This window comes from Nocardioides sp. (assembly GCF_041393715.1).
GTDB lineage: Bacteria > Actinomycetota > Actinomycetes > Propionibacteriales > Nocardioidaceae > Nocardioides.
Genome location: NZ_JAWKJQ010000009.1, coordinates 66925 through 93182, shown reverse-complemented (window position 1 = coordinate 93182; position 26258 = coordinate 66925). Strand labels below are relative to the sequence as shown.

25 protein-coding genes are annotated in these 26258 nt (G+C 72.1%); 12 read left to right on the top strand and 13 right to left on the bottom strand.

The features are described 5' to 3' along the window. The first annotated feature begins 57 nt into the window (after positions 1 to 57). Together dnaJ and R2740_RS14990 are read left to right on the top strand one after the other, a co-directional pair. Positions 58 to 1227 (top strand): molecular chaperone DnaJ, encoded by a 1170-nt coding sequence (gene dnaJ / locus R2740_RS14995; protein WP_371303493.1) that lies wholly within the window; start codon positions 58 to 60, stop codon positions 1225 to 1227. Then, entirely contained in the window at positions 1227 to 1667 is a 441-nt protein-coding gene (locus R2740_RS14990) for a heat shock protein transcriptional repressor HspR (RefSeq protein WP_371303492.1), read from the top strand. Before dnaJ ends, R2740_RS14990 begins: the two co-directional genes overlap by 1 nt. Positions 1668 to 1682: 15 nt before the next feature. Here R2740_RS14990 and R2740_RS14985 read toward each other — a convergent pair whose 3' ends face one another. From R2740_RS14985 to R2740_RS14955, 7 genes are all read right to left on the bottom strand, one after another. Continuing rightward, complete coding sequence (locus R2740_RS14985; protein WP_371303491.1) at positions 1683 to 1973, bottom strand: hypothetical protein; 291 nt, start codon at positions 1971 to 1973, stop codon at positions 1683 to 1685. A 9-nt stretch (positions 1974 to 1982) separates the two neighbouring features. Next, positions 1983 to 2480: a hydrogenase maturation protease gene (locus tag R2740_RS14980; RefSeq protein WP_371303490.1), complete on the bottom strand. Its 498-nt coding sequence runs from the start codon at positions 2478 to 2480 to the stop codon at positions 1983 to 1985. Positions 2481 to 2541: 61 nt separating this feature from the next. After that, a complete protein-coding gene (locus tag R2740_RS14975; RefSeq protein WP_371303489.1) occupies positions 2542 to 3999 on the bottom strand; it encodes a Ni/Fe hydrogenase subunit alpha in 1458 nt (485 codons plus the stop codon). 25 nt (positions 4000 to 4024) lie between these two features. Beyond that, complete coding sequence (locus tag R2740_RS14970) at positions 4025 to 4648, bottom strand: NADP oxidoreductase (protein ID WP_371303488.1); 624 nt, start codon at positions 4646 to 4648, stop codon at positions 4025 to 4027. After that, positions 4645 to 5346, bottom strand: a complete 702-nt coding sequence (locus R2740_RS14965; RefSeq protein ID WP_371303487.1) for a 2Fe-2S iron-sulfur cluster-binding protein — start codon at positions 5344 to 5346, stop codon at positions 4645 to 4647. Before R2740_RS14965 ends, R2740_RS14970 begins: the two co-directional genes overlap by 4 nt. Then, positions 5343 to 7187 (bottom strand): NAD(P)H-dependent oxidoreductase subunit E, encoded by a 1845-nt coding sequence (locus tag R2740_RS14960; protein ID WP_371303486.1) that lies wholly within the window; start codon positions 7185 to 7187, stop codon positions 5343 to 5345. The genes R2740_RS14965 and R2740_RS14960 overlap by 4 nt, the downstream gene beginning before the upstream one ends. A 128-nt stretch (positions 7188 to 7315) precedes the next feature. Beyond that, positions 7316 to 7771 (bottom strand): aromatic ring-opening dioxygenase LigA, encoded by a 456-nt coding sequence (locus tag R2740_RS14955; protein WP_371303485.1) that lies wholly within the window; start codon positions 7769 to 7771, stop codon positions 7316 to 7318. Between the two features lie 220 nt (positions 7772 to 7991). Here R2740_RS14955 and clpB point away from each other — a divergent pair, with 220 nt between their 5' ends. Together clpB and R2740_RS14945 are read left to right on the top strand one after the other, a co-directional pair. Continuing rightward, on the top strand, positions 7992 to 10583 hold the full coding sequence (clpB, locus tag R2740_RS14950) for an ATP-dependent chaperone ClpB (RefSeq protein ID WP_371303484.1): 2592 nt from the start codon (positions 7992 to 7994) through the stop codon (positions 10581 to 10583). Positions 10584 to 10644: 61 nt separating this feature from the next. Continuing rightward, positions 10645 to 11103, top strand: a complete 459-nt coding sequence (locus tag R2740_RS14945) for a hypothetical protein (RefSeq protein WP_371303483.1) — start codon at positions 10645 to 10647, stop codon at positions 11101 to 11103. A gap of 107 nt (positions 11104 to 11210) precedes the next feature. On the opposite strand, the gene R2740_RS14940 is transcribed toward R2740_RS14945, so the two are convergent. Further along, complete coding sequence (locus R2740_RS14940; protein ID WP_371303482.1) at positions 11211 to 12368, bottom strand: pyridoxal phosphate-dependent aminotransferase; 1158 nt, start codon at positions 12366 to 12368, stop codon at positions 11211 to 11213. A gap of 31 nt (positions 12369 to 12399) precedes the next feature. On the opposite strand from R2740_RS14940, the gene R2740_RS14935 reads away from it, so the two are divergent. After that, on the top strand, positions 12400 to 13104 hold the full coding sequence (locus tag R2740_RS14935) for a class E sortase (protein WP_371303481.1): 705 nt from the start codon (positions 12400 to 12402) through the stop codon (positions 13102 to 13104). 233 nt (positions 13105 to 13337) lie between these two features. Next, positions 13338 to 13877: an orotate phosphoribosyltransferase gene (gene pyrE / locus R2740_RS14930; RefSeq protein WP_371303480.1), complete on the top strand. Its 540-nt coding sequence runs from the start codon at positions 13338 to 13340 to the stop codon at positions 13875 to 13877. A gap of 3 nt (positions 13878 to 13880) precedes the next feature. On the opposite strand, the gene R2740_RS14925 is transcribed toward pyrE, so the two are convergent. Further along, positions 13881 to 14567, bottom strand: a complete 687-nt coding sequence (locus R2740_RS14925; RefSeq protein WP_371303479.1) for a DedA family protein — start codon at positions 14565 to 14567, stop codon at positions 13881 to 13883. Positions 14568 to 14703: 136 nt separating this feature from the next. Between R2740_RS14925 and R2740_RS14920 the strand changes: the two genes are divergently transcribed. Beyond that, positions 14704 to 15351 carry a TrmH family RNA methyltransferase gene (locus tag R2740_RS14920; protein ID WP_371303543.1) on the top strand — a complete coding sequence of 216 codons (648 nt, stop codon included), beginning with the start codon at positions 14704 to 14706 and terminating at the stop codon, positions 15349 to 15351. 16 nt (positions 15352 to 15367) lie between these two features. Here the strand turns inward: R2740_RS14920 and R2740_RS14915 are convergent, their stop codons facing one another. Next, a complete protein-coding gene (locus R2740_RS14915) occupies positions 15368 to 16120 on the bottom strand; it encodes a septum formation family protein (protein WP_371303478.1) in 753 nt (250 codons plus the stop codon). Positions 16121 to 16373: 253 nt separating this feature from the next. On the opposite strand from R2740_RS14915, the gene fbaA reads away from it, so the two are divergent. Together fbaA and R2740_RS14905 are read left to right on the top strand one after the other, a co-directional pair. Further along, on the top strand, positions 16374 to 17408 hold the full coding sequence (fbaA, locus tag R2740_RS14910; RefSeq protein WP_371303477.1) for a class II fructose-bisphosphate aldolase: 1035 nt from the start codon (positions 16374 to 16376) through the stop codon (positions 17406 to 17408). A 227-nt stretch (positions 17409 to 17635) separates the two neighbouring features. Then, positions 17636 to 18670, top strand: coding sequence for a hypothetical protein (locus R2740_RS14905; protein ID WP_371303476.1), 1035 nt, complete (start codon positions 17636 to 17638; stop codon positions 18668 to 18670). A gap of 164 nt (positions 18671 to 18834) precedes the next feature. Here R2740_RS14905 and R2740_RS14900 read toward each other — a convergent pair whose 3' ends face one another. Continuing rightward, positions 18835 to 19248, bottom strand: coding sequence for a DUF3151 domain-containing protein (locus tag R2740_RS14900; RefSeq protein ID WP_371303475.1), 414 nt, complete (start codon positions 19246 to 19248; stop codon positions 18835 to 18837). Between the two features lie 167 nt (positions 19249 to 19415). Here R2740_RS14900 and R2740_RS14895 point away from each other — a divergent pair, with 167 nt between their 5' ends. Further along, positions 19416 to 20813, top strand: coding sequence for a DHA2 family efflux MFS transporter permease subunit (locus R2740_RS14895; protein WP_371303542.1), 1398 nt, complete (start codon positions 19416 to 19418; stop codon positions 20811 to 20813). A 16-nt stretch (positions 20814 to 20829) separates the two neighbouring features. On the opposite strand, the gene lysS is transcribed toward R2740_RS14895, so the two are convergent. Both lysS and R2740_RS14885 read right to left on the bottom strand, forming a co-directional pair. Beyond that, entirely contained in the window at positions 20830 to 22530 is a 1701-nt protein-coding gene (lysS, locus tag R2740_RS14890) for a lysine--tRNA ligase (protein ID WP_371303474.1), read from the bottom strand. A 131-nt stretch (positions 22531 to 22661) separates the two neighbouring features. Further along, positions 22662 to 23576 carry a diacylglycerol kinase family protein gene (locus tag R2740_RS14885; protein WP_371303473.1) on the bottom strand — a complete coding sequence of 305 codons (915 nt, stop codon included), beginning with the start codon at positions 23574 to 23576 and terminating at the stop codon, positions 22662 to 22664. Positions 23577 to 23657: 81 nt separating this feature from the next. Here R2740_RS14885 and R2740_RS14880 point away from each other — a divergent pair, with 81 nt between their 5' ends. Continuing rightward, positions 23658 to 24941: an adenylosuccinate synthase gene (locus tag R2740_RS14880; protein ID WP_371303472.1), complete on the top strand. Its 1284-nt coding sequence runs from the start codon at positions 23658 to 23660 to the stop codon at positions 24939 to 24941. 62 nt (positions 24942 to 25003) lie between these two features. Continuing rightward, entirely contained in the window at positions 25004 to 26257 is a 1254-nt protein-coding gene (gene purD / locus R2740_RS14875; RefSeq protein ID WP_371303471.1) for a phosphoribosylamine--glycine ligase, read from the top strand. Position 26258: the final 1 nt, after the last annotated feature.

Genomic DNA, 26258 nt, shown 5'->3' with positions numbered 1-26258 from the left:
CGGCTGGCACCACCGCGCCGCCCCGGCGCCCGACGACGAGGAAGGGAGGGGAAACGGATGAGCACCACCGACGGCTTCCGGGCCGACTGGGCGACCAAGGACTTCTATGCCGAGCTGGGCGTCGGCAAGGACGCCTCGGCCGAGGAGATCAAGAAGGCCTACCGCAAGCTCGCCCGCGCCAACCATCCCGACTCCAACCCGGGCGACGACGCCAAGCACGAGAAGTTCAAGGCGGTCGCCGAGGCCTACGACGTCGTGGGCGACCCCGAGAAGCGCGCGAAGTACGACGAGATGCGCTCGCTCTACGGCAGCGGTCGCTTCCCCGGCGGCTTCGGCGGTGGGGGTGGTGGCGGCTTCGACCTCAACGACCTCCTGCGCGACCGCGCCGGTGGCGGGGGTGGCGGCTTCGGCGACATGTTCGGCGACCTCTTCGGCGGGGGCTTCTCCCGCGGCCGCGCCCAGCCGCGACCCAGCAAGGGCCCCGACGTGGAGACCTCGGCGACGATCAGCTTCACCGACGCCATCGACGGCGTCACCATCTCGCTGCGGCTGACCTCCGACTCCGCCTGTCCCGACTGCAAGGGCAGTGGCGGCAAGCCGGGCACCAAGCCCAAGGTCTGCCCCGAGTGTGACGGCGCCGGGTTCGTCGTGGCCTCGGTCGGCGGAGCGTTCTCGCTCAACGAGACCTGCCCCGCCTGCGGCGGCCGGCAGCTGATCTACGACGAGCCCTGCCCGACCTGCCACGGCAGCGGGCGCGGGATGTCCGCGCGGACCATCTCCGCCCGCATCCCCGCCGGCGTCAAGAACGGCCAGAAGATCCGGCTTCGCGGCAAGGGCGGCGCGGGGGAGAACGGCGGCCCCGCCGGCGACCTGTTCGTCACGGTCAAGGTGACGCCGCACCGGCTGTTCGGCCGCAAGGGCGACAACCTGACCCTCGACGTGCCGATCTCGTTCGACGAGGCGGCGCTCGGGGCCGAGGTCAAGGTCCCGACGCTCGGCGGTGGGCCGGTGACCCTGAAGGTCCCGTCGGGCACGCCCAACGGCCGCACCTTCCGGGTGCGTGGCAAGGGGGCCCAGAAGTCCGACGGCACCCGCGGTGACCTGCTGGCCACCGTGGAGGTCCAGGTGCCCGCGGTGCTCGACGAGGCGGCGCGCCGAGCGGTCGAGGACTACCGGGCCGCGACCGCCGGCAAGCCGTTGCGCGGCAACCTGTTCGAGGACTCGTGATGGTCAGCTCCGGCCCGACCCCGCCCGCCCCCGACGCCGCCGTCTACGTCATCAGCGTGGCCGCCGAGCTGACCGGCCTCCATCCGCAGACGCTGCGGTCCTACGAACGGCTGGGGCTGATCACGCCCGGCCGCACCGGTGGCGGCGGCCGCCGCTACTCCCACCGCGACATCGAGCTGTTGCGGCTGATCTCCGACCTGACCTCGTCGGGCATCGGCATCGAGGGGGTGCGCCGGATCCTCGACCTCGAGAACCAGGTCGACGCGCTGCGGCTGCGCAACCAGGAGCTGGTGGCCGAGATCGAGGCCACCCGCGAGGCGCTGCGGCAGGCCCTGTCGCGCCGGCCGGCCGACCCCGCCGCCCGGCCGAGCAACCTCCCGGTGCTCCGGCAGCCGCTCACGGGTCAGTCGATCGTGGTCTGGCGCCGCAACCGGGGTTGACCGTGGCCGGCCTGCTCAGCGCTGCAGGCGGGCGCGCGCCGCGGCGTACTCGGGGCGGTCGAGGTAGACGATCGTCACCGCGACGATGCTGTCGTTGCTGACCGAGGGCACGATGCCGTAGACGTCAGCGGGCGCGAGCCCGACCCAGCCGATGTACCACGCGATCACGGCCTCGACGGGGCCCCGCACCGGGATCTCGTCGGCGACCGCCCGCGGTGCCTCCGGCGGCAGCTGCGCATGGACGGCGGCCACCGCCTCCGCGGCCTGCTGCCGGCTGCGCGCCTGCATGTCCTCCAGCCAGCCCACGCGGGGATTCTAGGGAAGGTCGGGCCCGGAGGTTCGCGACACCCCCGCCGCCGCCAGGCTGCTCCGGGCCCCCTCGCTGAGCCCGACCTGCAGGTCGAAGGAGTGTCCGCGCAGCGCGAGCAGCCAGGCCTCCGGCTCGGCGTCGAAGCACAGGCGTGCGGTGGCGAGCACGGTCGGCACGGTCAGGGCGTGCGAGCTGAACGGCACGTCGTACGCCGGCTCCGGCCGGGACAGCGCGACCCGGTCGACCCCGACCTCCTTGGTCGCGTCGACGAAGAGCACGCGGGCGAACCGGCTGACCAGCTCCGCGTCCTCGAGCACCAGCTGGTAGCCCCGGTGCAACGTCGCGGCGCCCGCCCGACCGGTCGACTCGAGCCAGTCGACCACCGCCCAGCCGAGTCCGTCGTCCTCGCGACCCACGTTGCCGATGCCGTAGACCAGACAGTCGGCACCGGCGAAGTGGTCCCAGTCGATCGCGGCCGGTGCCGGGTCGGGTGATCCGCTCACGCCGGCACCACGACGGCTCGGACACACAACCCCGTCGGCCGGGGCCGCAGCAGAGACGCGCTCACCCGCGCACCCGCTCGGCCACCAGCTCGCCGGCAGCGTCGTAGACCGACACCACCAGCGGCATCTGCCCCATCGCGTGCGTGGCACACGACAGGCACGGGTCGTAGGCCCGGATGCCGACCTCGACGGCGTTCATCATGCCCTCGGTGATCTCGGCCTTCCCCGACAGCTCCTGCTCGGCGACCGCGCGGACGGTGCGGTTGAGCACCTCGTTGTTCTGGGTGGTGGCGACGATCAGGTTGGCGAAGGTGATCGCCCCGTCGTCGTCGGCGCGGTAGTGGTGGATCAGCGTGCCGCGCGGCGCCTCCACGACGCCGATGCCCTCGCCGGTCCACGCCTCCCGGCCGGGGTCGACCACCAGGTCGGTGCCCTGCAGGTCGGGGTCCTCCAGCAGCCCGCGGACCACCTCAGCGGCGTGCAGCAGCTCGATCGCGCGGGCCCAGTTGCCGTGCAGGGTGCGGGCGTTGGCGAGGCCGTCGCTGTAGTCGTGGAACCGTCGCAGCTCCGCGTCGGCCAGCGGCGTGGGCAGGTGCCGGGTGACGTTCATCCGGGCCAGCGACCCGACGCGCACCGACCCCTGCTGGCGACCGAACGCCTTGAGGAAGGGGAACTTCAGATAGCTCCACTCCTCGACCGCCTCGGAGAAGTGGTCGAGGTAGTCGTGGTCGTCGAGCTCGGTGACCACCTCGCGCGCCGGGCCGACCACCCGCAGCCGGCCGTCGTAGTAGTCGACGTCGCCGTCCGGCCCGACCAGCCCCATGTTGAGCATCGGCACCGGAGCGAAGGAGTCGACCATCTCGCGGTTCCGCTCGTGGAAGTCGGCGAAGAGTCGCAGCCCGTCCTGGGCCTGGTCGAGCACGGCGTCCATCGAGGGCACGCCGTCGCGGCCGAGCAGGAACCGGTCGCGCTCGGCGATCGTGAGCCCCTTCTGGACGCCGCCCGGCACCGCGCTGATGCCGTGCATCCGCTTGCCGTAGATCGTCTGCAGGATCTCCTGGCCCCACTTGCGCAGCATCACCACGCGGGTGACCAGGTCGCGGTCGGCCTCGACCAGGCCGACCACGTTGCGCACCTCGGGCGGTGCGTCGATGCCGAACAGCATCTCCGGGGCGGACAGCAGGAAGAAGGCCGCGGTGTGCGACTGCAGCATCTGGGCGTAGTGCCCCAGCCGACGCATCTTCAGGGCCGTCGGGGTGATCGCCCGGCCGACCCCGACCATGTCGTCGAGGGCCTTGGCGCCGGCGAGGTGGTGGCTCACGAAGCAGATGCCGCAGATCCGCTGCAGCAGGACCGGTGCCTCCCAGTAGGGGTGTCCCTGCACGAACCGCTCGTAGCCGCGGAACTCGACCACGTGCAGCTTGGCGTCGGCGACCCGGTCGTCCTCGTCGAGGGTGACCACGACCTTGCCGTGGCCCTCGATGCGGGTCACCGGGTCGATGACGATCCTGCGTGACATGGGTGCTCCTGGTGGCGTCGGGTGGTCAGTCGAAGTGGGTGAGCGAGGTCGGCAGCTCGATCGGCCGCCCGTGCGCCACCGCGTCGAGCACCGCGAAGACGGCGTCGTTGGACGGCGGGCAGCCGGGCAGGAAGTAGTCCATGTGGACGACCTCGTGGCAGGGATAGACGCGGTCGGTGAGCTGCGGGATCTCGGGGTGCAGCGGGATCGTGGGCCGGTCGCCGGGGACCGCGGTGGGGGAGTCGAGGAACGCCGTGGCGAGGCACTCGCCCAGGCCGATGCTGTTGCGCAGGGACGGGACGCCGCCCCAGTTGGCGCAGGCGCCGACCGAGACCAGCACGTCGCAGTGCTCGCGGAAGTGCCGCAGCGTCTCGATGTTCTCCTCGTTGGCCACCCCACCCTCGACGAGGCCGACGTCGCAGCGGCCGGTGATCCGCTTGATGTCGGTGAACGACGACCGGTCGATGGTGACCCTGTCGAGCAGCGGCAGCAGCCGTTCGTCGAGGTCGAGGGTCGAGAGGTTGCAGCCCCAGCACCCGCACAGCGAGATGGTGGCGACCTTCAGCTTGCCGCGCCGGGCTTCGAGGGTGGCCTCGTCGGCAGGGGTGCGCGGGAGGTCGTGGGAGAGCTCGCGTGGGCCGTCGGTCATCGTGGCTCCCCTCGCAGGGCCCGCTCCCGGATGCTGGCCGTGTCGTAGCGGCGGGCGCCCATCGGGTCGTCGTACCCGACTCCCTTGCGGAGGATGGCGCCGACCGGGCAGAGGTCGACGGCCGCGTCGACCTGCTCCTCGCTCAGCCCGTCGGCGCGCTCGTGGTCGAGCTCCACGCGGGCGCCCGGCCCGCGACCGCTCAGCGTGAAGACCGGCTGCCCGGCGTCGTCGCGGACCAGCTCGACGCAGCGCTGGCACAGGATGCATCGGTCGCGGGCCAGCCAGAGTCGCGCATCTCCGGGATCGGTCTCCCGCCGGGGGTAGCGGTAGGGGAACTCCGAGGCCAGCATCCCGGTCTCGGCCGCCACCGCCTGCAGGTCGCACCGCCCGCTCTTCTCGCAGCTGGGGCAGACATGGTTGCCCTCGGCGAACAGCAGCCCGACCACCTGCCGCCGGAGCGCGGCGACCTCCTCGGTCGCCACCTCGACCACCGCCCCGTCGGGGGCCACCGTGGTGCAGGCGGCGACCAGCCGTCCGTCGACCCTTGCGGTGCAGACGCGGCAGGTCCCGAGCGGTGGATGGTCGTCGTGGAAGCACAGCGTGGGCACATAGACGCCCGCCGCCGTGGCGGCCTCGGCCACCGTCGCTCCCTCCTCGACGGTGACCGGGATGCCGTCCACGGTCAGCGAGATGCTCACGCCTCGGCTCCTTCCGTGTGCGCCGCCTCGGCGCGGGTCCGGGTCAGGTCGGCGGCCATCGGTGCGTACGCCGACACCGCGGCGTCCTCGTCGAATGACGCCAGGAGCGCCGACTCCGGCGCGGCCGTCGCGAGCTCCGGGAACTCGCGCAACGTCGTGGTCAGCGGCTTGGAGGAGCTGACGCCCAGGCCGCAGCGGCTGGTGCCGCGCAGCAGCGCCGCCCACGACTGCACGTGCTCGAGGTCCGCGGCGTCGGCGTGGCCGACGGCGATCCGGTCGGAGAGCTGGAGCAGCGCGGGGTTGCCGGCCCGGCAGGGCACACAGATGCCGCAGGACTCGCCGACGAAGAAGCGCAGGTGCTGCCGGGCGATGTCGAGGAGGTCGCGGCTCGCGTCGAAGACGGTGAACGCCCCGTTGCAGCCGAGGTCCTCGTAGGCCAGCCGCCGGTGGCCGTTGCGGGCCACGGAGACCAGCTCCCCGGCGGGGCCCGAGACCTGGACGGCGTGTGCGTCGGGGGCGCCGACCCGGGTCAGCACGTCGTGCAGCGTGGTACCCCAGGCGACCTCGTGGACCCCCGGGATCTCGCAGTCGCCGGCGACGCTCAGCAGGCGGGTGCCGGCGGAGTCCTCGGTGCCCATCCGGCTGAACCACTCCGGTCCCTCCTCCAGCACCCGGGTGACCACGGCGAAGGTCTCGACGTTGTCGACGATCGTCGGGTGGCCCTGGAAGCCGACCTGGGCGGGGAACGGCGGCTTGAGCCGCGGCGTCCCGCGCTTGCCCTCGCAAGACTCGAGCAGCGCCGACTCCTCGCCGCAGACGTAGGCGCCCGCGCCGAGCTGGATCCGGATGTCGAAGTCGAAGCCGGCCCGGCCGCCGATGTCGGTGCCCAGGGCTCCGTGCTCGCGCAGCTCGTGGAGCTGGTGGGCCAGGTAGTGGCGCAGGTAGGCGTACTCCCCGCGCAGGTAGATGATCCCGTGCCGGGCGCCGACGGCATAGGCCGCGAGCACCATGCCGGCGATCACCAGCTCGGGCTGGCGGGTGAGCAGCACCCGGTCCTTGAAGGTCCCGGGCTCGCCCTCGTCGGCGTTGCAGACGACGTAGCGGATGTCGGCCGGCGTGGTGGCGGTGAGCTTCCACTTCAGGCCGGTGTCGAAGCCGGCGCCGCCGCGGCCACGCAGCCCGGACAGGGAGACCCGCTCGCGCAGCGTCTCCGGCGGACGCGAGACCGCCTCGCGGATGATCTCGGCGACGTCGGTGCGCGGTCGGAAGAAGACGGGGCCGTGGGTGCGGACGTTGGTCTCGACCAGCGCGTCGACGTACTCCCGCAGATGCGTGGGGATCCCGTCGGGGTTGGCGATCTCGCGCGGCGTTCGGCCGTCGCGCAGCCCACCGACGATCTCGCTGACCCGCGCCGGGGTGAGCCGGGTGAACACCACGTCGTCGAGGAGCATCGCGGGCTCCTGGTCGGAGAGCCCGAGGCAGGGCGTCGAGCGCAGTCCGAAGGTGCCGGTCGGGTCGATCCCGCCGAGGGGGGCGCCGGTCTCCTGCTCGAGGGCGGCCAGCACGTCGGCGTACCCGTGCATCCGGGCGAGCACCGTGTCGGCGAGGTAGAGCACGTGACGTCCGGCCGGCCGCTGGCGGAAGAGGTGATAGAACGACGCGGTCTGCCGGACGTCACCGAGCGTGGTCCCGAGGCCCTCGGCGACCGCCGCGAGCTCGGCCTCGGGCAGGTGTCCGTGCCGGCGCTGCAGCTCCCAGAGGATGTCGAGCAGCCGGCTGCGGTCTCGGCCGTGCACGGCGAGCAGGGTCGGAGCCACCAGGGTGGCCGCCGCGACGTCCATGCCGACCTCCGCGTCGAGGGTCCGGGCGCGAGTCCCGCTGCTCTGACGCTAGTCGTCGCGGGCCTGATCCGCAGCGTGGGCGTGGTCACCGGGGTGCGGGCGCCGAGGTGACCCACTGCACGCGGACGTCAGGGCGAGAGGCGACGCAGGGCCAGGCCGATCAGGACCAGCAACCCCCCGAGGGCGATCACCAGGACGGCGACCCCGAAGGCGACCACCGAGGTGAACAGGCTGGCCTGCAGGAACGACGCGGTCATCACGGTGTCGCGTGCCGGGTCGTCCTGGGCCAGCTCGGCGTAGGTCTTGCCGCCGCCGATCTCCTCGGCGTGCTTGCCGATCACCATCGCCTGGGCGTAGGCGCTGAACGGGCCGTCGACCTTGTCGCCGGCCAGGAAGTCGGCGTCGTCGGCGACGGTGATCTTCTGGTCGGCCAGGGTCTGCTGCACGGTGACGTAGGTGACGACACCCGCGACGGCCATCAGCAGACCGACGAGGATGACGACGAGCCCGAGGCCGCGCACCCCGCGCGCGGGACTGCTGGCGGTGGTGGCCGGGGGCGGCGACGAGTCGGAGGAGTGGGACATGGGACACCTCGGTTCCGAGCCGGAGATGGTGGCGGTCGACCTCCAGCGTTCGCCATCGGCCGGCGCTGCGCAAGCCCCGTCCGGGGAGGGATGAGATCCGTGCCACACCGTCGAAGTTGAGTGGAACAGACTCAACTTTGGCGGTGTTGAATGGAGAGCGGGCCGAGGAGTCCGTGTCCGTCGACGGCCGTCGGCGGACAGCAGGTGAGAGAGGACGACGTTGAGCCAGTTCGGAGCCGAGAAGTTCACCACGCGCAGCCGTGAGGTGATCGAGGCCGCGCAGGTGTCGGCGACCACCGCCGGCAACACCGCGACCGAGCCGATCCACCTGCTCGTCGCACTGCTCCAGCAGGAGGAGGGCACCGCCCGCACCCTGGTGGCCAAGGCGGGTGTCGACACCCGTGCGCTGACCGCTCAGGCCGTGAGCGTGCGCGACGCGCTGCCGCAGGCCAGTGGCAGCACCGTGCAGCAGCCCGGGGCGTCGGCCGCGCTGACCCGGGTGCTGGCCGCGGCGCTCGACCTGGCCTCCTCGATGAAGGACGACTACGTCGCCACCGAGCACCTGCTGATCGCGACGGCCACCGTCGAGTCCTCCGCGCAGAAGGTCCTCACCGACGCCGGGCTGAGCGCCGACGGCCTCCGCGAGGGGCTGACCGCGGTCCGCGGCAACCGCCGGGTGACCAGCCCCGAGGCCGAGTCGACCTACGAGGCGCTGGAGAAGTACTCCGTCGACCTGACCCAGGCCGCGGAGGAGGGCAAGCTCGACCCGGTCATCGGTCGGGACGCCGAGATCCGCCGGGTCGTGCAGGTGCTGAGCCGGCGTACCAAGAACAACCCGGTGCTGATCGGCGAGCCGGGGGTCGGCAAGACCGCCGTCGTCGAGGGGCTGGCCCAGCGCGTGGTCGCCGGCGACGTGCCCGACTCGCTCAAAGGCCGGCGGGTGCTCTCGCTCGACCTGGCCGCGATGGTCGCGGGGGCGAAGTACCGCGGGGAGTTCGAGGAGCGGCTGAAGGCCGTCCTCGAGGAGATCAAGGACGCCGGCGGCCAGGTGATCACCTTCATCGACGAGCTGCACACGGTGGTCGGCGCGGGGGCCGGCGGCGACTCGTCGATGGACGCCGGCAACATGCTCAAGCCGATGCTGGCCCGGGGCGAGCTGCACATGATCGGCGCCACGACGCTTGACGAGTACCGCGAGCGGATCGAGAAGGACCCTGCCCTGGAGCGGCGCTTCCAGCAGATCTTCGTCGGCGAGCCGTCGGTCGAGGACACCATCCAGATCCTGCGCGGCATCCAGCAGAAGTACGAAGCCCACCACGGCGTGCGGATCACCGACGGCGCGCTGGTGGCCGCGGCCACGCTGTCCGACCGCTACATCACCGGCCGCCAGCTGCCCGACAAGGCGATCGACCTGATCGACGAGGCCGCCTCGCGGCTGCGGATGGAGATCGAGTCCTCGCCCGAGGAGATCGACCAGCTGCGGCGCTCGGTGGAGCGGCTGAAGATGGAGGAGTTCGCGCTGGCGAAGGAGACCGACGCCGGGTCGGTCGACCGGCTCGACAAGCTGCGCGCCGACCTGGCCGACCGCGAGGAGGAGCTGCGCGGCCTGGAGACGCGGTGGGAGCAGGAGAAGGCCACCCTCGAGGGCGAGGGCGAGCTGCGGCGCGCGCTCGACCAGCTCCGCGTCGAGGCCGATCGCTACGAGCGCGAGGGCAACCTCGAGGCCGCGAGCAAGATCCTCTACGGCTCGATCCCGGAGCTGGAGAAGAAGATCGAGGCCGCGGTCGCCGCCGAGCGCACCGAGACCGAGCCGCTGGTCGGCGAGGAGGTCGGTGCCGAGCAGGTCGCCGAGGTCGTCGAGGCCTGGACCGGCATCCCGACCGGCCGGCTTCTGGAGGGCGAGACCGCCAAGCTGCTGCACATGGAGGAGGTCATCGGCGAGCGGCTGATCGGCCAGCGCTCGGCGGTCAACGCCGTGAGCGACGCCGTACGCCGATCGCGGGCGGGGATCTCCGACCCGAACCGGCCCACCGGCTCGTTCCTGTTCCTCGGCCCGACCGGCACCGGCAAGACCGAGCTGGCCAAGGCGCTCGCCGACTTCCTCTTCGACGACGAGCGAGCGATCGTGCGGATCGACATGAGCGAGTACTCCGAGAAGCACGCCGTCGCGCGGCTGGTGGGCGCGCCCCCTGGCTACGTCGGCTACGAGGAGGGCGGCCAGCTGACCGAGTCGGTGCGCCGCCGGCCCTACTCCGTGGTGCTGCTCGACGAGGTCGAGAAGGCCCACCCGGAGGTCTTCGACATCCTGCTGCAGGTGCTCGACGACGGCCGGCTCACCGACGGCCAGGGCCGCACCGTCGACTTCCGCAACACGCTGCTGATCCTGACCAGCAACCTGGGGTCCATGTTCCTGGTCGACCCGACGCTCGACACCGAGGCCAAGCGCGACGCGGTGATGGGTGTGGTGCGCCAGGCGTTCAAGCCGGAGTTCCTCAACCGGCTCGACGAGGTCGTGATGTTCGACGCGCTCAGCAAGGACGAGCTCGCGCAGATCGTCGACCTGCAGCTGGCGCTGCTCGAGCACCGGCTGGCGGCCCGCCGGATCACCATCGCGGTGTCCGAGGCGGCGCGCGCCTGGCTGGCCGAGCAGGGCTTCGACCCGGCGTACGGCGCCCGCCCGCTGCGGCGGCTGATCCAGACCGCCATCGGCGACCCGATGGCCAAGCTGCTGATCAGCGGCGAGGTGGGCGACGGCGGCACGGTGTCGGTCGACGTCGGCGACGCCGGACTGACCCTGACGCCGCAGGGCTGAGGCGTCACGCGAGCCCCGCACGGCAGGTCGCCGTGTGGGGCCGCGTGGTTGCATGGGGCCCATGGATGCGCCCGGAGGTGGGTCCGGCGGAGCGGCCGGGGGTGGTGCCGCGACGCGACCCCGACAGGTGACGGCCGCGGCCTGGTTCATCGTGCTCGGGTCGGGGCTGCTGGTGATCGGTGCCTTCGAGACCATCGCCCACCTGCGCAGCCTGGAGACCCGCGCGAGCATCGAGCAGGTGCTGGCGGACCCACCGTTCAGCGACTCGGGCATCGGGCTGGAGTCGGTGCGCGCGGCGATGCACGCGGCGGCGATGGTGCTCGGTGGCTGCGCCACGGCGACCGCGATCCTGGGCTACCAGCTGCTGCGCCGCGATCGCACCGCGCGGATCGCGCTCACCGTGCTGGCCGTCCCCCTCGTGGTGGCCGGCCTGGTCACCGACCCGTTCCTCACCGCCATGGTCGCCGTCGCGATCGCGATGCTCTGGGTGCACCCCGCCAGGGACTGGTTCTCGGGGTAGGGCGGGTGGAGGTTCATCATGTGAAGCAGGTGAAACCTCACTTCTCACGGTGAGTTCACCAGGAGAAGTGTCAGCTCACCTGCTTCACATGATGAAGCGCCAACCCCTCACGCCCGCAGGTCGGCCTCCGCCAGCCGGCGTACGGCGTCGACGAGCACCGGCTCGTCCTTGCAGAACGTCCAGCGGACCAGGTGCCGGCCGGCGTCGGGGTCGTCGTAGAACGGCTGGATGGGGATCGCGACGACCCCGGCGCGCTCGGGCAGCGCCCGGCAGAAGGCGACGGAGTCGGGCCAGCCGAGGTGGGAGACGTCGCTGATCGTGAAATAGCTGCCCTCGCTCCGGTGCCCCGGGAGCCCGGCCGCGGCGAGGCCGTCGAGCAGCAGGTCGCGACGGCGCTGCAGGTCGGCCGCGAGCGCCGCCGGCCAGTCCGGTTCCTGGTCGAGGCCGAAGGCCACCGCCGGCTGCAGCGGTGCGCCCGAGGTGAAGCTGAGCCACTGCTTGGCCGCCAGCAGGTCGGCGACGAGCTCCGCGGGCCCGGTGCCCCAGCCCACCTTCCACCCGGTCATGGAGTAGGACTTACCGACGCTCGACAGGGTCAGCGTCCGATCGAACATCCCCGGGAGCGTCGCCAGCGGCCGGTGCCGGACGCCGTCGAAGGTGAGGTGCTCGTAGACCTCGTCGGTGATCGCGATCAGGTCGTGCTCGAGCGCGAGCTCGGCCAACGCGCCCAGCTCCTCGTCGTCGAGCACCGCGCCGGTCGGGTTGTGCGGGGTGTTGACCAGCAGGAACCGGGTGCGTGGCGTGATCGCCGCGCGCAGCTCGTCGAGGGGCAGCCGGAAGTCCGGGGCGCGCAGGGTGACCGGTCGTCGTACGGCACCGGCCATCTGCAGCATCGCGACATAGGAGTCGTAGTAGGGCTCCAGCACCACCACCTCGTCGCCCGGGTCGACCAGGCCGAGGATCGCGCCGGCGATCGCCTCGGTGCAGCCCGTGGTGACCACGACCTGCGAGTCGGGGTCGAGCTCGAGGCCGTAGTGGCGCCGCTGGTGGCCGGCGATCGCCTGCCGCAGTTCGGGGATGCCGATGCCGGGCGGGTACTGGTTGACGCCGCTCTCCAGCGCCTTGACCGCCCGAGCCACCATCGAGGCCGGGCCGTCGGAGTCGGGGGAGCCCTGCCCGAGGTTGATCGCGCCGGTTCGGACGGCGAGCGCGGACATCTCTGCGAAGATCGTGGGCGGGATGCCGCGGAGTCTGTCGGCTCGCATGCGGCCCACCGTAACGGGAGGAAGCACCACCATGCCCACGCAGCAGGAGGAGGCGCCCGAGGCGCCTCCCGCCCAGCCGCCGCGCCGCCGCAGCCCGGCGCAGCGCGCGGTGACGGTCGCGGGCGTCCTGCTGGTGCTCGGCGGGGTGGGGCTGCTCGGGTGGGTCGGCTGGGAGATGTACGGCACCAACTGGGTCTCGCACCGCAAGCAGGCCGCCGCCGTCGAGGACCTCGACATCGCCTGGGAGCAGGGTCGGACCTTCGTCGAGGTCGACGGCGGCACCGCCAGCGCGGTGGTGCGCATCCCGCGCTTCGGCAAGGACTACCAGGTGCCGCTGCTGCAGGGCACGAGCGACGAGGCGCTCGCCTCCGGCTTCGGGGAGTACGACGGCTCCGCGGCGCCGGGCGCGCGCGGCAACTTCGCTCTCGCCGGCCACCGGGTCACCCACGGAGAGCCGCTGCGCCGGATGCCCGAGCTGCAGCCCGGTGACGAGGTGATCGTGGACACCGCCGAGGCGACGTACACCTACGTGCTCGACACCGGAGGCGACGACCTCGAGGTGCCGTTCACCGCCACCTGGGTCCTCGACGACCAGCCGGTCAACCCCGACGGTGGCGTCGAGCCACCCGCCGACGCCGGCCGGCGGCTGCTCACCCTGACCACCTGCTCCGAGCTGTTCCACACCGACAACCGACTCGTCGCCTTCGGCCATCTCGTCGACACCCAGCCCCGCTGACCGCGAGATGCGCGAAATGGTCGCGCGAGATGCCGGGAATGGTCGCGCGAGATGCGCGAAATGGTCGCGCGAGATGCGCGAGACGGCAGACCCACACGCGGGAGCGTCCCTCGGCCCACCATCCCCCGCATGTGGCGGCACCATTCCCCGCACGTCGCGCAGCCATTTCCCGCATGTCGGCCGACCATCTCCCGCATGTCGCGGGGCGACCGGCCGTCGATAGGGTGCCGCCCATGACCGACGCCGCCCCCGATCCCGAGCTCGCCCGCGACATCGACAGCACCTGCCGGCTGACCGGGGAGTTCACCCTGCGCTCCGGCCAGCTGGCGACGGAGTACTTCGACAAGTACCTCTTCGAGGCCGAGCCGGCGTTGCTGGCCCGGGTGGTCGCCCAGATGGAGCAGCTGGTGCCGGAAGGGACCGAGCTGCTCGGCGGGCTGGAGCTCGGCGGGGTGCCGATCGCGACGATGCTGTCGGCGCGCACCGGACTGCCGGCGCTGTTCGTCCGCAAGAAGGCCAAGGACTACGGCACCTGCAAGCTGGCCGAGGGCAGCGACGTCGCGGGTCGCCGGGTGACGCTGGTGGAGGACGTCATCACCACCGGCGGCGCGGTCCGCGACGCCACCCGGGCGCTGCGCGACGCCGGGGCCGTGGTCGAGGTCGTGGTGTGCGCGATCGACCGGTCGCCAGCTGGCCAGAACCCGCTCGCCGACGTCGGCCTCGAGGTCCGGCCCGTGCTCACCAAGGCCCAGCTCGACGCCGTCCGCGGCTGACCGTCAGGCGGTCGCCTTGCGCCGGTGCCGCCACCACTCGAACATCACCGGGAGCAGCGAGAACGCCACGATCACGATGGCGATCGCGTCGATGTTGTCGCGCAGGAACGCGATGTTGCCGAGGAAGTAGCCCAGCAGCGTGATCGAGAGCACCCACAGCGCGGCGCCGACCAGGCTCCAGTACCAGAACCGCTGGCGCGGCATCTCGGTCACCCCGGCGACCACCGTGACGTAGGTCCGCACGAACGGCACGAAGCGACCGAGCACCAGGGCCCGCCCGCCGTGCCGGGTGAAGAAGTCGTCGGTCTGCCGGACGTGCTTCTGCTTGATGATCCGGCCGTCGTGATCGTGCAGCCGTGGCCCGATCAGCCGGCCGATCTCATAGCCGGACACGTTGCCCAGGAACGCCGCGACGAGCAGCGCGACCACCGCCGCAGCGAGCTCGAGATGCGTGCTCCCGGGGATCAGGTCGAGAGTGCCGGCGGCGATGAAGATGCCGAGCGAGAACAGCAGGGTGTCGCCGGGGAGGAAGGGGAAGAGCAGGCCGCACTCGATGAAGACGATGATCAGGCTGATCCAGAACAGCTCGGTGCCGAACCGCGCCAACAGCCACTCGGGGTCCATCCAGCTGATGCCGAACAGCAGCGGTGAGAGGGCGGCGTCGAGGGCGGCGGCCGGCAGCAGGGTCACGGCGGAAACCCTAACGGGGCGCGCCTGAGAGTTCGCCTACCCTTCCCCCATGCCCGCCACCCCGACCGGCACCGGGCCCGGCCACGACGCCGGCCCCCACCCGGGCCCCGACGACGAGCGGGCGCCGTACGACCCGATGCCGCACGGGCCGGCCGAGGTCGGCGTCGGACCGTGGCCGGGGGAGTGGCCCACCGGGCCGGAGTACGACGCCGAGCTCCTCGCGCACGGCGACCGTCGCAACGTCGTGGACCGCTACCGCTACTGGCGGCTGGAGGCGATCGTCGCCGACCTCGACACCCGTCGTCACGACTTCCACGTCGCGATCGAGAACTGGCAGCACGACTTCAACATCGGCACCATCGTCCGCTCCGCCAACGCCTTCCTCGCCGCGGAGGTGCACATCGTCGGCAACCGGCGCTGGAACCGGCGCGGCGCGATGGTGACCGACCGCTATCAGCACCTGCGCCACCACGAGACGGCCGCCGACCTGGCGGCGTACCTCCACGAGCACCCCGGTGGGCCGGTCCGCCTGCTCGGCATCGACAACCTGCCCGGCTCGGAGCACCTCGAGACGATGGCGATGCCGCGCCGGGTGTGCTTCCTGTTCGGTCAGGAGGGGCCTGGGCTGTCCGAGGAGGCGCGCCGCGTCTGCGACGGCACCTTCTCGATCGCGCAGTTCGGCTCCACGCGGTCGATCAACGCCTCGGCGGCCGCGGCGATCGCCATGCACGCCTGGGTCCGGGAGTACGCCGACCTCGGCGACGAGGCCGCCTGGCGGGGCTGAGGTCCCGCCGCCGGCGTCAGTGCTTGGTCTTGTTGAAGCACGCCATGGCTCGGTAGCCGTACTTCCAGCGGCTCTTGGTGGGCGGCGCCCACGCGAACGTGCCAGTGGTGACCAGGGCGGGGCACTTGGCCAGGGCCTGGCGGCGGATCTGCTTGTCGGTCGGGTACGTCTTCTGCTTGCGCAGGTTGAAGGAGCCCTTCGCCCTCCATGCGTGCCTCGCGTTGCAGCTGGTGTAGGCGAAGTCCTTGCCCTTCATGCACTTGCGGACGAAGTTGGTGAGCGGGTCCGGGACCAGCGGTGCGGCGTCGTACTTCAGCGGGGTCAGTGCCGACGAGCCCGCCGGGACGTAGACGTCGCATCGGAACCAGCGTGCACCGGCGTTGCGCTCGGCGACCGTGGGCATGAACCACGCGAGGCCGTAGGCGGTCATCGCCTGAGCGCGGTCGTTGACGCCCAACAGCGTCTCCCATGCCGGACGGCACTGCGTCTCGTAGAGCTTGCCGAGCTTGGCCCAGTTGTTCGCCTTCATGGTCGCCCAGGTCTCGCCGTCCGGGATCTGCGGCACGGCCACGATCTTCGTCGTGTGCCGACTGCCGCAGTCGATGGGTGCCGTGGTGTCCGACTGCTTGCCCAGCTGGTCGGAGGTGAGGTTCCGGCACTCGCCCACGGCGGGCTCGTGGTAGTGCGGGTCGAGCGTGCCGGCGTCGGCCGGGAGCGGCGCGGCCAGGGCGGCCGCCAGGGCGGCGATGGTCAGCAGGCGGCGCAGCACGAGAACGGTCCCCCGATGGAGTCGGTCAGAGCCGCCGGTCGGCCCCGAGGCGCGAGGACCGTAACACGCAGACCACGTCGATCGGACCGCTTCGCGGGTGCTCGGGTGCCGTCTTACGGGCCGGGCGTGGGATCCGGCCGTCCACGGGTTGTCACCGGCCGTCGGGTGACCCGGGCCTAGCCACTAGGGTGGAAATCGAGCCGGTCGGAGAACCCGAAGGACCGGTGCCCGTCGTCCGAGGAGCTGCACGGATATGCCCATCGCCACCCCCGAGGTCTACGCCCAGATGCTCGACACCGCCAAGGAGCGCGGCTTCGCGTTCCCGGCCATCAACGTGTCGTCGTCGCAGACGCTCAACGCTGCCCTCAAGGGCTTCGCTGACGCCGGTTCCGACGGCATCATCCAGGTCTCCACCGGCGGCGCGGAGTACTTCTCCGGTCCGTCCGTCAAGAACATGGTGACCGGCTCGGTCGCCTTCGCGGCCTACGCCGCCGAGGTCGCCAAGGCCTACCCGGTCAACGTCGCGCTGCACACCGACCACTGCCCCAAGGGCAAGCTCGACGGCTTCGTGCGGCCGCTGCTCGACATCTCCGCCGAGCGGGTCGCCCGTGGCGAGGCCCCGCTGTTCCAGTCGCACATGTGGGACGGCTCCGCCGTACCGCTCGCCGAGAACCTCGAGATCGCCCAGGAGCTGCTGGCCAAGGCGGCCGCGGCCAAGATCATCCTCGAGATCGAGGTCGGCGTCGTGGGTGGCGAGGAGGACGGCATCGTCGGCGAGATCAACGAGAAGCTCTACACCACGCCCGAGGACGCGCTGGCCACCGTCGAGGCGCTCGGCGTCGGTGAGAACGGTCGCTACATGACCGCGCTGACCTTCGGCAACGTGCACGGCGCCTACAAGCCCGGCCACGTCAAGCTCCGCCCCGAGATCCTGCAGCACGCCCAGGAGGCCGTCGTCGAGAAGCTCGGCCTGCCGGCCGGTTCCAAGCCGTTCGACCTGGTCTTCCACGGCGGGTCCGGCTCGCTGCCCGAGGAGATCGCGGCGGCCGTCAGCTATGGCGTGGTCAAGATGAACGTCGACACCGACACGCAGTACGCCTTCACCCGGCCCGTCGCCGACCACATGTACCGCCACTACGACGGTGTCCTCAAGATCGACGGCGAGGTCGGCGACAAGAAGACCTACGACCCGCGCTCGTGGGGCAAGGCCGCCGAGGAGGGCATGGCCGCCCGCGTCGTGGAGGCCTGCGAGAACCTCAGCTCCACCGGGCACACGCTCGGCGCCTGACGCTTCCTCCGCCTCACGCACGCCCCGCTCCGGGCCCGCTGGGGTTGCGGTCTTTCCCATCTGGTGCGCCGTTGTTGGGGGTTAGTGCGTCCTCGAGGGCGCACTAAGGCCCCACAACGGCGCGGGGGCTGGGCCAGACCTCACCGGCGGCCCCAGCCCGATCGCCCTTGTCCACAGGGTGCCGCGCCCAGGGTGTACGCCGCCTCCGCGAGGGGCACCATCGGGCCATGGATCGTGCAGCGCTGCGCCCCGCCCTGGCTCACCTCGCCGAGGCACATGACGGCCTGTTCACGCGCACCCAGGCCCTCGCTGCCGGCTACTCCGAGGCGGAGATCCGCGCCCGGCTCGGCAGCCGGACGCCGGACTGGCGGTCGGTCCGGCGTGGCGTCTACGTCCTGTCCGCTCGAGCCGAGGGCGCGTCCGTGCCGCAGTGGCGCTGGTGGGGTGACCTCGCCGCGCACCTGACGATGGCTCTTCCCCATGCGCTCAGCCACGACTCCGCGGCCAGGGCTCTGGAGATCCCGCTGCTGGACCTGCACGCCGGGCTGAGTCATGTGACCCGGACGGGGGTCGGAGGCTCGCGCACCCAACACGGAGTCAAGCACCATCTCGGCCGCGAGCGGCCCGCACGCATCCTGCGCGTGCAGGACGTGCCGGTGACCGGTCGGGCGCGGACGGCCCTCGACCTTGCTCGCGAGCACGGGTTCTCTGCGGGCGTCGTCGCGATGGACCATGTGCTCGCGCGCGGGGCCACGATGCGCGAGTTCGAGCTCGAGCTGGCGCGGATGACGAGCTGGCCGTACGTCAAGACCAGCCGGGCCGCGCTGGCGTTCGCGGACCCTGGTGCGGAGTCGGTCGGGGAGTCCCTCACCCGGGCCCTGCTGGCCGAGCTCGGGTGGGGGCCGTTGGTCACCCAGTTCCCGGTCCCGGTCGCGGGTGGCGTGCGGTGGTGCGATCTCCGGGTGGGGCGCCACCTCGTCGAGTTCGATGGAGCGGCGAAGTTCCGGAGCGTCGATGACGGAGGCTTCGCGATCGTCGATCCTGCGCAGGTGGCGTTCCTCGACCGTCAGCGCGACACCGACGTCGGCCAGCTGGGCCTGGGGATCTCCCATGTGACGTGGCGGGATCTCTTCTCCGGCCGACGCGAGGCGAAGGCCCGGCTGCGGCGGGAGGAGGCACTGACGCGCGAGCGCTACGGAACCAGACTCCCCGACGAGCTCGTGCGCTTCGCCGTCGAGCACCGCCGCTCGCGCGCCGCCTGACCGTCCCGATGCCGCTCCGGGTCGGCGGGTGGCCGCGTTTGTCCCATCTCCCGCGCCGTTGTGGTGGGTTAGTGGGCGCTCGACGAGGCACTCACCCACCACAACGGCGCACCAGATGGGAAACCACCGCAACCAGAGGCGGCGCGGAGGCGCCGCGGCAGTGGTCAGGCCAGCAGGGCGTCGGCGGCGGCGGGGCTGGAGTCGCGGAGGAAGGAGGAGCAGCGCTCCCACTCGTCGGCCTCGCCGATCGCCCGTGCCGACAGGGCCAGCAGGCCGAGGCAGCGCAGGAAGCCGCGGTTGGGCTCGTGCTCCCACGGGACCGGTCCGTGGCCCTTCCAGCCGTTGCGGCGCAGCAGGTCGAGGGAGCGGTGGTAGCCCACCCGGGCGTAGGCATAGACGGTCACGTCGTCGGCCCCGCCGTCGCGGGCCGACTCGGCCAGCGCGGCCCAGGCGGCGGGCGACGCCGGGTGCCGGCGTACGACGGCCACGGGGGCGTCCCCGCCCGCGAGCTCGGCGGCCGCGGGGTCCGCGGGCAGCAGGGTGGGCGGGGGACCGGCCATCAGGTCGACATGATCCATGGGATCAGCCTGCCAGGTCGGGAAGACGTGTCGGCGGTCAGGTGTTGACTCTCCACGTGACCCAGAGCTCCCCGCCTGCCGCCTCAGCCGCCATCTCGCCCCTCCCCGAGGAGCCGCAGCACGACCGCCCGTGGCCGGCGCTCTTCGCCCTCTGCCTCGGCTTCTTCATGATCCTGGTCGACTCCACCATCGTCACCGTCGCGACCCCCGCGATCATCGAGGACCTCCGTGCCGATGTGAACTCCGTGGTCTGGGTGACCAGCGCCTACCTCCTGGCCTACGCCGTCCCGGTGCTCATCACCGGCCGCCTCGGCGACCGCTTCGGCCCCAAGCGGCTCTACCTCACCGGCCTCACGGTGTTCACGCTCGCGAGCCTGTGGTGTGGGCTCACCGGCACCGTCGAGGCGCTGATCGTCGCGCGCGTCTTCCAGGGCCTCGGCGCCTCGATGATGACCCCGCAGACGATGGCGATCATCACCCGGATCTTCCCGGCGGCGCGCCGCGGTCAGGCGATGGCGCTGTGGGGAGCGACCGCGGGTGTCGCCACGCTGGTCGGCCCGATCCTCGGTGGCCTGCTGGTCGACGCCCTCGGCTGGGAGTGGATCTTCTTCATCAACGTGCCGGTCGGGCTGGTGGCCTTCGCGCTGGCGTGGCGGCTGGTGCCGCAGCTGCCCACCCATCCCCACCGCTTCGACTGGCTCGGTGTCGCCCTGAGCGGGGTCGGCATGTTCCTGCTGGTCTTCGGCATCCAGGAGGGCCACCAGTACGACTGGTCCACGATCACCGGTGTCATCACCGTGCCCGAGGTCATCGGGGCGGGGGTCGTGGTGCTGGCGATCTTCCTGCTCTGGCAGGCGCGCAACACCCGCGAGCCCCTGGTCCCGCTGAGCCTCTTCCGCGACCGCAACTTCTCCCTCGCCAACGTCGCCATCTCGGTGATGGGCTTCGCGATCACCGCCTTCGCGTTCCCGTTCATGCTCTACGCCCAGCTCGTCCGCGGGCTCTCACCCACGCGCAGCGCCCTGCTCCTGGTGCCGATGGCGGTGATGACGATCCTCCTGGCTCGCGGCGTCGGGCAGCTGACCGACCGGGTCCACCCCCGGCTGCTGACCGGGTTCGGCTTCGTGGCCACCATCGTCAGCTTCGGGTGGCTCGCCGTCGCGATGACCCCCGACTCGGCCACCTGGCAGCTGCTGCTCCCGATGACACTGCTCGGCATCGGCAACGCGTTCATCTGGGCGCCCAACAGCGCCACCGCGACCCGCAACCTCCCCCTCCAGCAGGCGGGGGCGGGGGCGGGCGTCTACAACGCCACCCGCCAGGTGGGCGCCGTCCTCGGCTCGGCCGCGATCGCCGTGCTCATCGACGCCCGGCTGGCCGCCAACGGGCTGGCCTTCACCCCGGGCGAGGGGGGCGGCAACGGCCTGCCCGCGCAGGTGATGGAGCCGTTCAGCAAGGCCATGTCCGAGGCGATGCTGCTGCCCGCGGTGGTCCTGGTGGTCGGGCTGGTCGCGGCCGTGTCGTTCGCCCGGCCACGACACCAGCAGGCGGCCCGCGCCGACTGAGGCCCGACCCGCGCGGTCACCCGGCCGTCAGCAGGGAGCGCACCTTCTCGGCACCCAGCGCGACCACCAGGGTCGGCAGCCGGGGGCCGCGGTCGGCGCCGACGAGCAGCTGGTAGAGCAGCCGGAAGAAGTCCTTCTGGTCGGCCTTGACCTCGTCGGTCGGGTCGTCGGACACGTCCATGCCGAGGGCGAGCTTGGGCACGCCGTAGACCAGCGCCGTGACGTGGTCGAGGTCGTCGGCGCTTCCGAGGCGGTGGAGGAAGAGCATCAGCCAGCGCTGCTCGTCCTCGGTCAGCCGGCCCAGCCGGTCGGCGTCGGCGACGTCGCGCACCAGGGTGCGGTCCTCGGCGGGGACGAACTCCTCGATCCACCCGATCGCCTTGGACAGCCGCGGCTCGAGCTCGGCGACGCTGGCGTGCGGGTGTCCGACGTCGGACACGATCCGGCTGATCTGCTCGCCCGACCCGGCGGTCACGTCGGCGACCGACGACAGCACCCGGAACGGTACGACGACCTCCGGGGTCGGCAGCCGACCGGCCGTCGAGGTCGCCGCCGCACGCTCGAAGGCCAGCACGTGGGCGTCCCGACGGGACGGGTCGGCGGCCTTGCGACCGAGCGCGTCCCACTCGTCGTAGAGCCGGATGATCTCGGGCCCGAAGTCGATGTCGAAGGCCTGCCGCGGCTGGCGCCGGACATAGAGCCAGCGCAGGATCGGCGCCTCCAGCACTCGGAGGGCGTCCTCGGCGGTCGGCACGCCACCCTTCGACGAGGACATCTTCGTCATGCCCGCGAAGCCGACGAAGGAGTAGCCGAACCACGACGGCCGCGGCCAGTCCCAGAACTTCTCGACCAGCTCGTGGCCGACGGTGAACGACGAGCCCGGGGAGGAGTGGTCGGCACCCGCCGGCTCGAAGTCGACCTTCTCGTAGGCCCACCGCATCGGCCAGTCGACCTTCCACACCAGCTTGCCCTCGTCCGGGGTGGCGAGGTTGGTGACGAAGGAGTCACCACAGCTGTCGCAGACGTAGGCCAGGTCGGTGGTCTCGTCGTCGTAGCCGGTGATCGTCACCGTGTCGCGCCCGCAGCCGCGGCAGTAGGGCTTGAACGGGAAGCGCGCGAGGTCGCCGCTCCCGGAGGACTCGTCGTCGAGCGCCACCGAGTCCTCCAGGGCCGCGGCCTCCTGGGCGTTCTCGGTGTCGGGCGCCTTGGTGCGGTAGCGGCCGAGCACCTCGTCGATCTCGTGCCGGCGGCGGACCACGCCGAGGATCTGCTCTCGGTAGGCGCCCGCGGTGTACATCTCGGTCTGGTTGACCTCGTGCATCTCGCAGCCCATCTCCGCGAGCGCGTCGCGCAGCGGCTGCTTGAAGTGCTCGGCCCACGAGGTGTGGCACTCCCACGGGTCGGGCACCGCCGAGAGCGGCCGGCCGATGTGGTCGTTCCAGGACTCGTCGACGCCGAACGGCACCTTCCGGAACCGGTCGTAGTCGTCCCACGAGTGCAGGTGCCGGACCTCGACGCCGCGCCGGCGTACCTCCTCGACGACGAAGTGCACCGTGAGGAACTCCCGCAGGTTGCCCAGGTGGATCGGCCCCGAGGGGCTGATGCCGGACGCGCAGGTGACCAGGTTGCCCTCGCCCGCGTGCCGGATGGCGTCGTCGGCGGCGCGCGTCACCCAGTCGGTGGGCTCGCCCTGCTGCCCGCGTCCGCCTCGTGCCATGGTCGTGCCGCTCCTGCCGTGCTCTCGGACGGCGACCCTGTGGCCGCCTGCAGCGGCCACGCTAACAACGACGACCTGCCGGTGCCGACCGGGTTGTCGGCCATGGACGGGCCGCGCCGTGACGGAAGGGGTCAGGCCGGCAGCAGCAGGGAGTACGCCGCCGGCTCGACGCGCCAGGTCCGGTGCCGCTCGGGACCGTCGACCTCCCCGTCGGCCGAGCACCAGAAGGCCTCGCCGGACACCGAGACCTGCTTGGCCCGGCGGTAGGTGACGCCGGCGTGGTCGGGGTGGCTGCCGCGGGCCAGCCGGGCGGCGTACCCCAGCCGCGACAGCGGCCCGACCGCGCGCGCGATCATCACGTCGAGCCGTCCGTCGGCGGCGTCGGCGTCGGGGGTGAGGGGCGCGCCGCCTCCGACGGTGCGCCCGTTGCCCGCCGCCACCATCAGCACCGGTTGGTCGAGGTCGTTGACGACCTCGCCGTCGAGCTCGACCCGCAGCCGCAGCGTCGGCGGCGAGATCGCGGTGCGCAGCGCGCCGATCGGGTAGCCGAGCCTGCCGAGGTTGAGCCCGCCGATCCCGATCGACCCGAGTCGGTGCTTCCAGCCGGAGGCGTGCCGGGACGCGTCCGCGCCGGCGCCGACGTGCACGCTGTTGACGACCACGCCGCCGAGCTCGTCGACCACCAGGTCGACGCGGCTCGGCGCGCCGCGCACCACCAGCAGCGCGGCCTCTTCGATGTCGAGCGGGATGCCGACGCTGCGGGCGAAGTCGTTGCCGGTGCCCAACGGCAGCAGGCCCAGGGTCGTGCGGTCCAGGTCGTGGCGTCGATGCAGCGCGGACACCACGGCGTGCAGGGAGCCGTCGCCGCCGGCGACCACGATCGTGCGCGAGCCGGCCCGGTGGAGCACGCTGTCGAGCTCGCCGAGGGTGCCGGTGGTGGCCACCTCCACCGAGCCGTGCCGACGCAGCACGGCCAGCCCACGCTCCAGGGTCTCCTCGTCCGCCGTCCCGGCGGCGGCGTTGGAGATGACGAGGAGCGGGTCCACGCCTCGGACCCTAGCGAAGGCCCCCTGGGGTCTGTACGCCCTTTTGGTAACGTGCGTCCGCCGACGAGGAGGGGGGCTGCGATGCCCGCGATCGTGATCCTGGGCGCCCAGTGGGGCGACGAGGGCAAGGGCAAGGCCACCGACCTGCTCGCCACGACCGACACCATCGACTACGTCGTCCGGACGTCGGGCGGTCACAACGCCGGTCACACGATCGTGATCGACGGGGAGCGGTTCGCCACCCACCTGCTGCCGACGGGCATCCTCACGCCGGGCTGCACCGCGGTGATCGGCAACGGCGTGGTGGTCTCGGTGCCACAGCTGTTCAACGAGCTCGACGGGCTGCGCGCCAAGCGCCCCGAGCTCGGCGAGCTCGTCGTGTCCGCCAGCGCCCATGTGATCGCGCCCTACCACCAGACCATCGACAAGGTGACCGAGCGGTTCCTCGGCCACAACAAGATCGGCACGACCGGCCGCGGCATCGGGCCGACGTACGGCGACAAGGTCAACCGGCTCGGCATCCGGGTCGCCGACCTGTTCGACGAGAAGATCCTCACCGAGAAGGTCGAGGCGTCGCTCGAGGTCAAGAACCAGCTGCTCGCCAAGGTCTACAACCGGCGCGCCGTCGAGGTCGACCAGGTCGTCGAGGAGCTGCTCGCCTACGTCGATCGATTGCGGCCGCTGGTGGCCGACACGTCGCTGCTGCTCAACCAGGCGCTCGACCGGGGCGAGACCGTGCTCTTCGAGGGCGCCCAGGCCACCATGCTCGACGTCGACCACGGCACCTACCCGTTCGTGACGTCGTCCAGCGCCGTCGCCGGCGGCGTCTGCACCGGCGCCGGCATCGGCCCGACCCGCATCGACCGGGTGATCGGCGTGATCAAGGCCTACACCACCCGGGTCGGCTCGGGGCCGTTCCCGACCGAGTTGTTCGACGAGGACGGCGAGAAGCTCTGGAAGATCGGTGGCGAGGTGGGTGTCTCCACCGGTCGCGACCGCCGCTGCGGCTGGTACGACGTCGTGGTCGCCCGCTATGCCGCGCGCGTCAACGGCCTGACCGACCTGTTCCTCACCAAGCTCGACGTGCTGTCGTCGTGGGAGAAGGTGCCGGTCTGCGTGGCCTACGAGATCGACGGGGTCCGCCACGACGAGATGCCGATGACGCAGACCGACTTCCACCACGCGAAGCCGATCTATGAGCACCTCGACGGCTGGTGGGAGGACATCTCCGGCTGCCGCACCTTCGACGAGCTGCCCACCAACGCGCAGCGCTACGTCCAGGCGCTGGAGGAGCTGTCCGGCACCCGGATCTGGGGGGTCGGCGTCGGCCCCGGTCGGGAGCAGACGCTGGTCGTGCACGACTGAGGGCCAGCCACCTCAGGTGCCGCACCCGGCGCGGGTCAGGACCCCCGCTAGGCTCACGACCCGTGAAGACCCTGGTGATCGGCACGGGCGGCCGCGAGCACGCACTCGCGTGGGCGCTCGCCAGAGACCCAGGGGTCACCGAGGTGCACGCGGCGCCCGGAAACCCGGGCATCGCCGAGGTGGCCACCCTCCACGACGTCGACCTGATGGACGCCGAGGCCGTCGCGGCGCTCGCCGAGCGGCTGGAGGTCGACCTGGTCGTGGTCGGCCCCGAGGCCCCGCTGGTGGCCGGCGTGGCCACGGGGGTGCGCGCCCGCGACATCGCCTGCTTCGGCCCGAGCACCGAGGCGGCGCAGCTCGAGGGCTCCAAGGCGTTCGCCAAGGACGTGATGGAGGCCGCCGGGGTCCCCACCGCCGCCGCGCGCGTCTGCACGACGCCGGAGCAGGTGGCGGCGGCGCTGGACGCCTTCGGGGCGCCGTACGTCGTCAAGGACGACGGCCTCGCCGCCGGCAAGGGCGTGGTGGTCACCGACGACCGCGACGCGGCGCTGGCCCATGCTGCGGCCTGCGAGCGTGTGGTCGTCGAGGAGTTCCTCGACGGCCCCGAGGTGAGCCTGTTCGCGATCACCGACGGCCGCACCGTCTATCCCCTCCAGCCCGCTCAGGACTTCAAGCGGATCTTCGACGGCGACGCCGGCCCCAACACCGGCGGGATGGGTGCCTACACGCCGCTCCCATGGGCCCCGGCCGACCTGGTCGACGAGGTGACCCGCACGGTTCTGCAGCCGACCGTCGACGAGATGGAGCGCCGGGGCACGCCGTTTCGCGGGCTGCTCTACGCCGGCTTGGCGATGACCTCGCGCGGCGTGCGGGTGGTGGAGTTCAACGCCCGCTTCGGCGACCCCGAGACGCAGCCGCTGCTGGCGCTCCTGGAGTCACCCCTCTCCGAGCTGCTGTACGCCGCCGCGACGGGCACGCTCGCCGACGTGCCGCCGCCGAGGTTCCGCGAGGGAGCCGCCGTGGCGGTGGTGATGGCCAGCGCCGGCTATCCCGAGTCGAGCTCCAGCGGCGACCTGATCAAGGGCGCCGAGACGCTGGACCGTGAGCCCGACGTGCACGTCTTCCACGCGGGCACGGCCCGCCGAGCCGACGGCCAGCTGGTCACCGCCGGTGGCCGGGTGCTCGCGGTCGTGGCGGTCGGCAGCGACCTGGCCGACGCCCGTGCCAAGGCCTACGAAGGCGTCCACACCATCACCTTCCCCGGCGCCCAGGCGCGCACCGACATCGCCCGCGCCGCCGCCCGCGAGCAGCAGTAGG

Coding starts and splice junctions, on each gene's coding strand:
- dnaJ (WP_371303493.1), top strand. CDS start 58: ATGAGCACCACCGACGGCTTCCGGGCCGACTGGGCGACCAAGGACTTC.
- R2740_RS14990 (WP_371303492.1), top strand. CDS start 1,227: ATGGTCAGCTCCGGCCCGACCCCGCCCGCCCCCGACGCCGCCGTCTAC.
- R2740_RS14975 (WP_371303489.1), bottom strand. CDS start 3,999: ATGTCACGCAGGATCGTCATCGACCCGGTGACCCGCATCGAGGGCCAC.
- R2740_RS14970 (WP_371303488.1), bottom strand. CDS start 4,648: ATGACCGACGGCCCACGCGAGCTCTCCCACGACCTCCCGCGCACCCCT.
- R2740_RS14960 (WP_371303486.1), bottom strand. CDS start 7,187: ATGGACGTCGCGGCGGCCACCCTGGTGGCTCCGACCCTGCTCGCCGTG.
- R2740_RS14955 (WP_371303485.1), bottom strand. CDS start 7,771: ATGTCCCACTCCTCCGACTCGTCGCCGCCCCCGGCCACCACCGCCAGC.
- R2740_RS14945 (WP_371303483.1), top strand. CDS start 10,645: ATGGATGCGCCCGGAGGTGGGTCCGGCGGAGCGGCCGGGGGTGGTGCC.
- R2740_RS14940 (WP_371303482.1), bottom strand. CDS start 12,368: ATGCGAGCCGACAGACTCCGCGGCATCCCGCCCACGATCTTCGCAGAG.
- R2740_RS14935 (WP_371303481.1), top strand. CDS start 12,400: ATGCCCACGCAGCAGGAGGAGGCGCCCGAGGCGCCTCCCGCCCAGCCG.
- pyrE (WP_371303480.1), top strand. CDS start 13,338: ATGACCGACGCCGCCCCCGATCCCGAGCTCGCCCGCGACATCGACAGC.
- R2740_RS14920 (WP_371303543.1), top strand. CDS start 14,704: ATGCCGCACGGGCCGGCCGAGGTCGGCGTCGGACCGTGGCCGGGGGAG.
- fbaA (WP_371303477.1), top strand. CDS start 16,374: ATGCCCATCGCCACCCCCGAGGTCTACGCCCAGATGCTCGACACCGCC.
- R2740_RS14905 (WP_371303476.1), top strand. CDS start 17,636: ATGGATCGTGCAGCGCTGCGCCCCGCCCTGGCTCACCTCGCCGAGGCA.
- R2740_RS14900 (WP_371303475.1), bottom strand. CDS start 19,248: ATGGATCATGTCGACCTGATGGCCGGTCCCCCGCCCACCCTGCTGCCC.
- R2740_RS14895 (WP_371303542.1), top strand. CDS start 19,416: ATGATCCTGGTCGACTCCACCATCGTCACCGTCGCGACCCCCGCGATC.
- lysS (WP_371303474.1), bottom strand. CDS start 22,530: ATGGCACGAGGCGGACGCGGGCAGCAGGGCGAGCCCACCGACTGGGTG.
- R2740_RS14880 (WP_371303472.1), top strand. CDS start 23,658: ATGCCCGCGATCGTGATCCTGGGCGCCCAGTGGGGCGACGAGGGCAAG.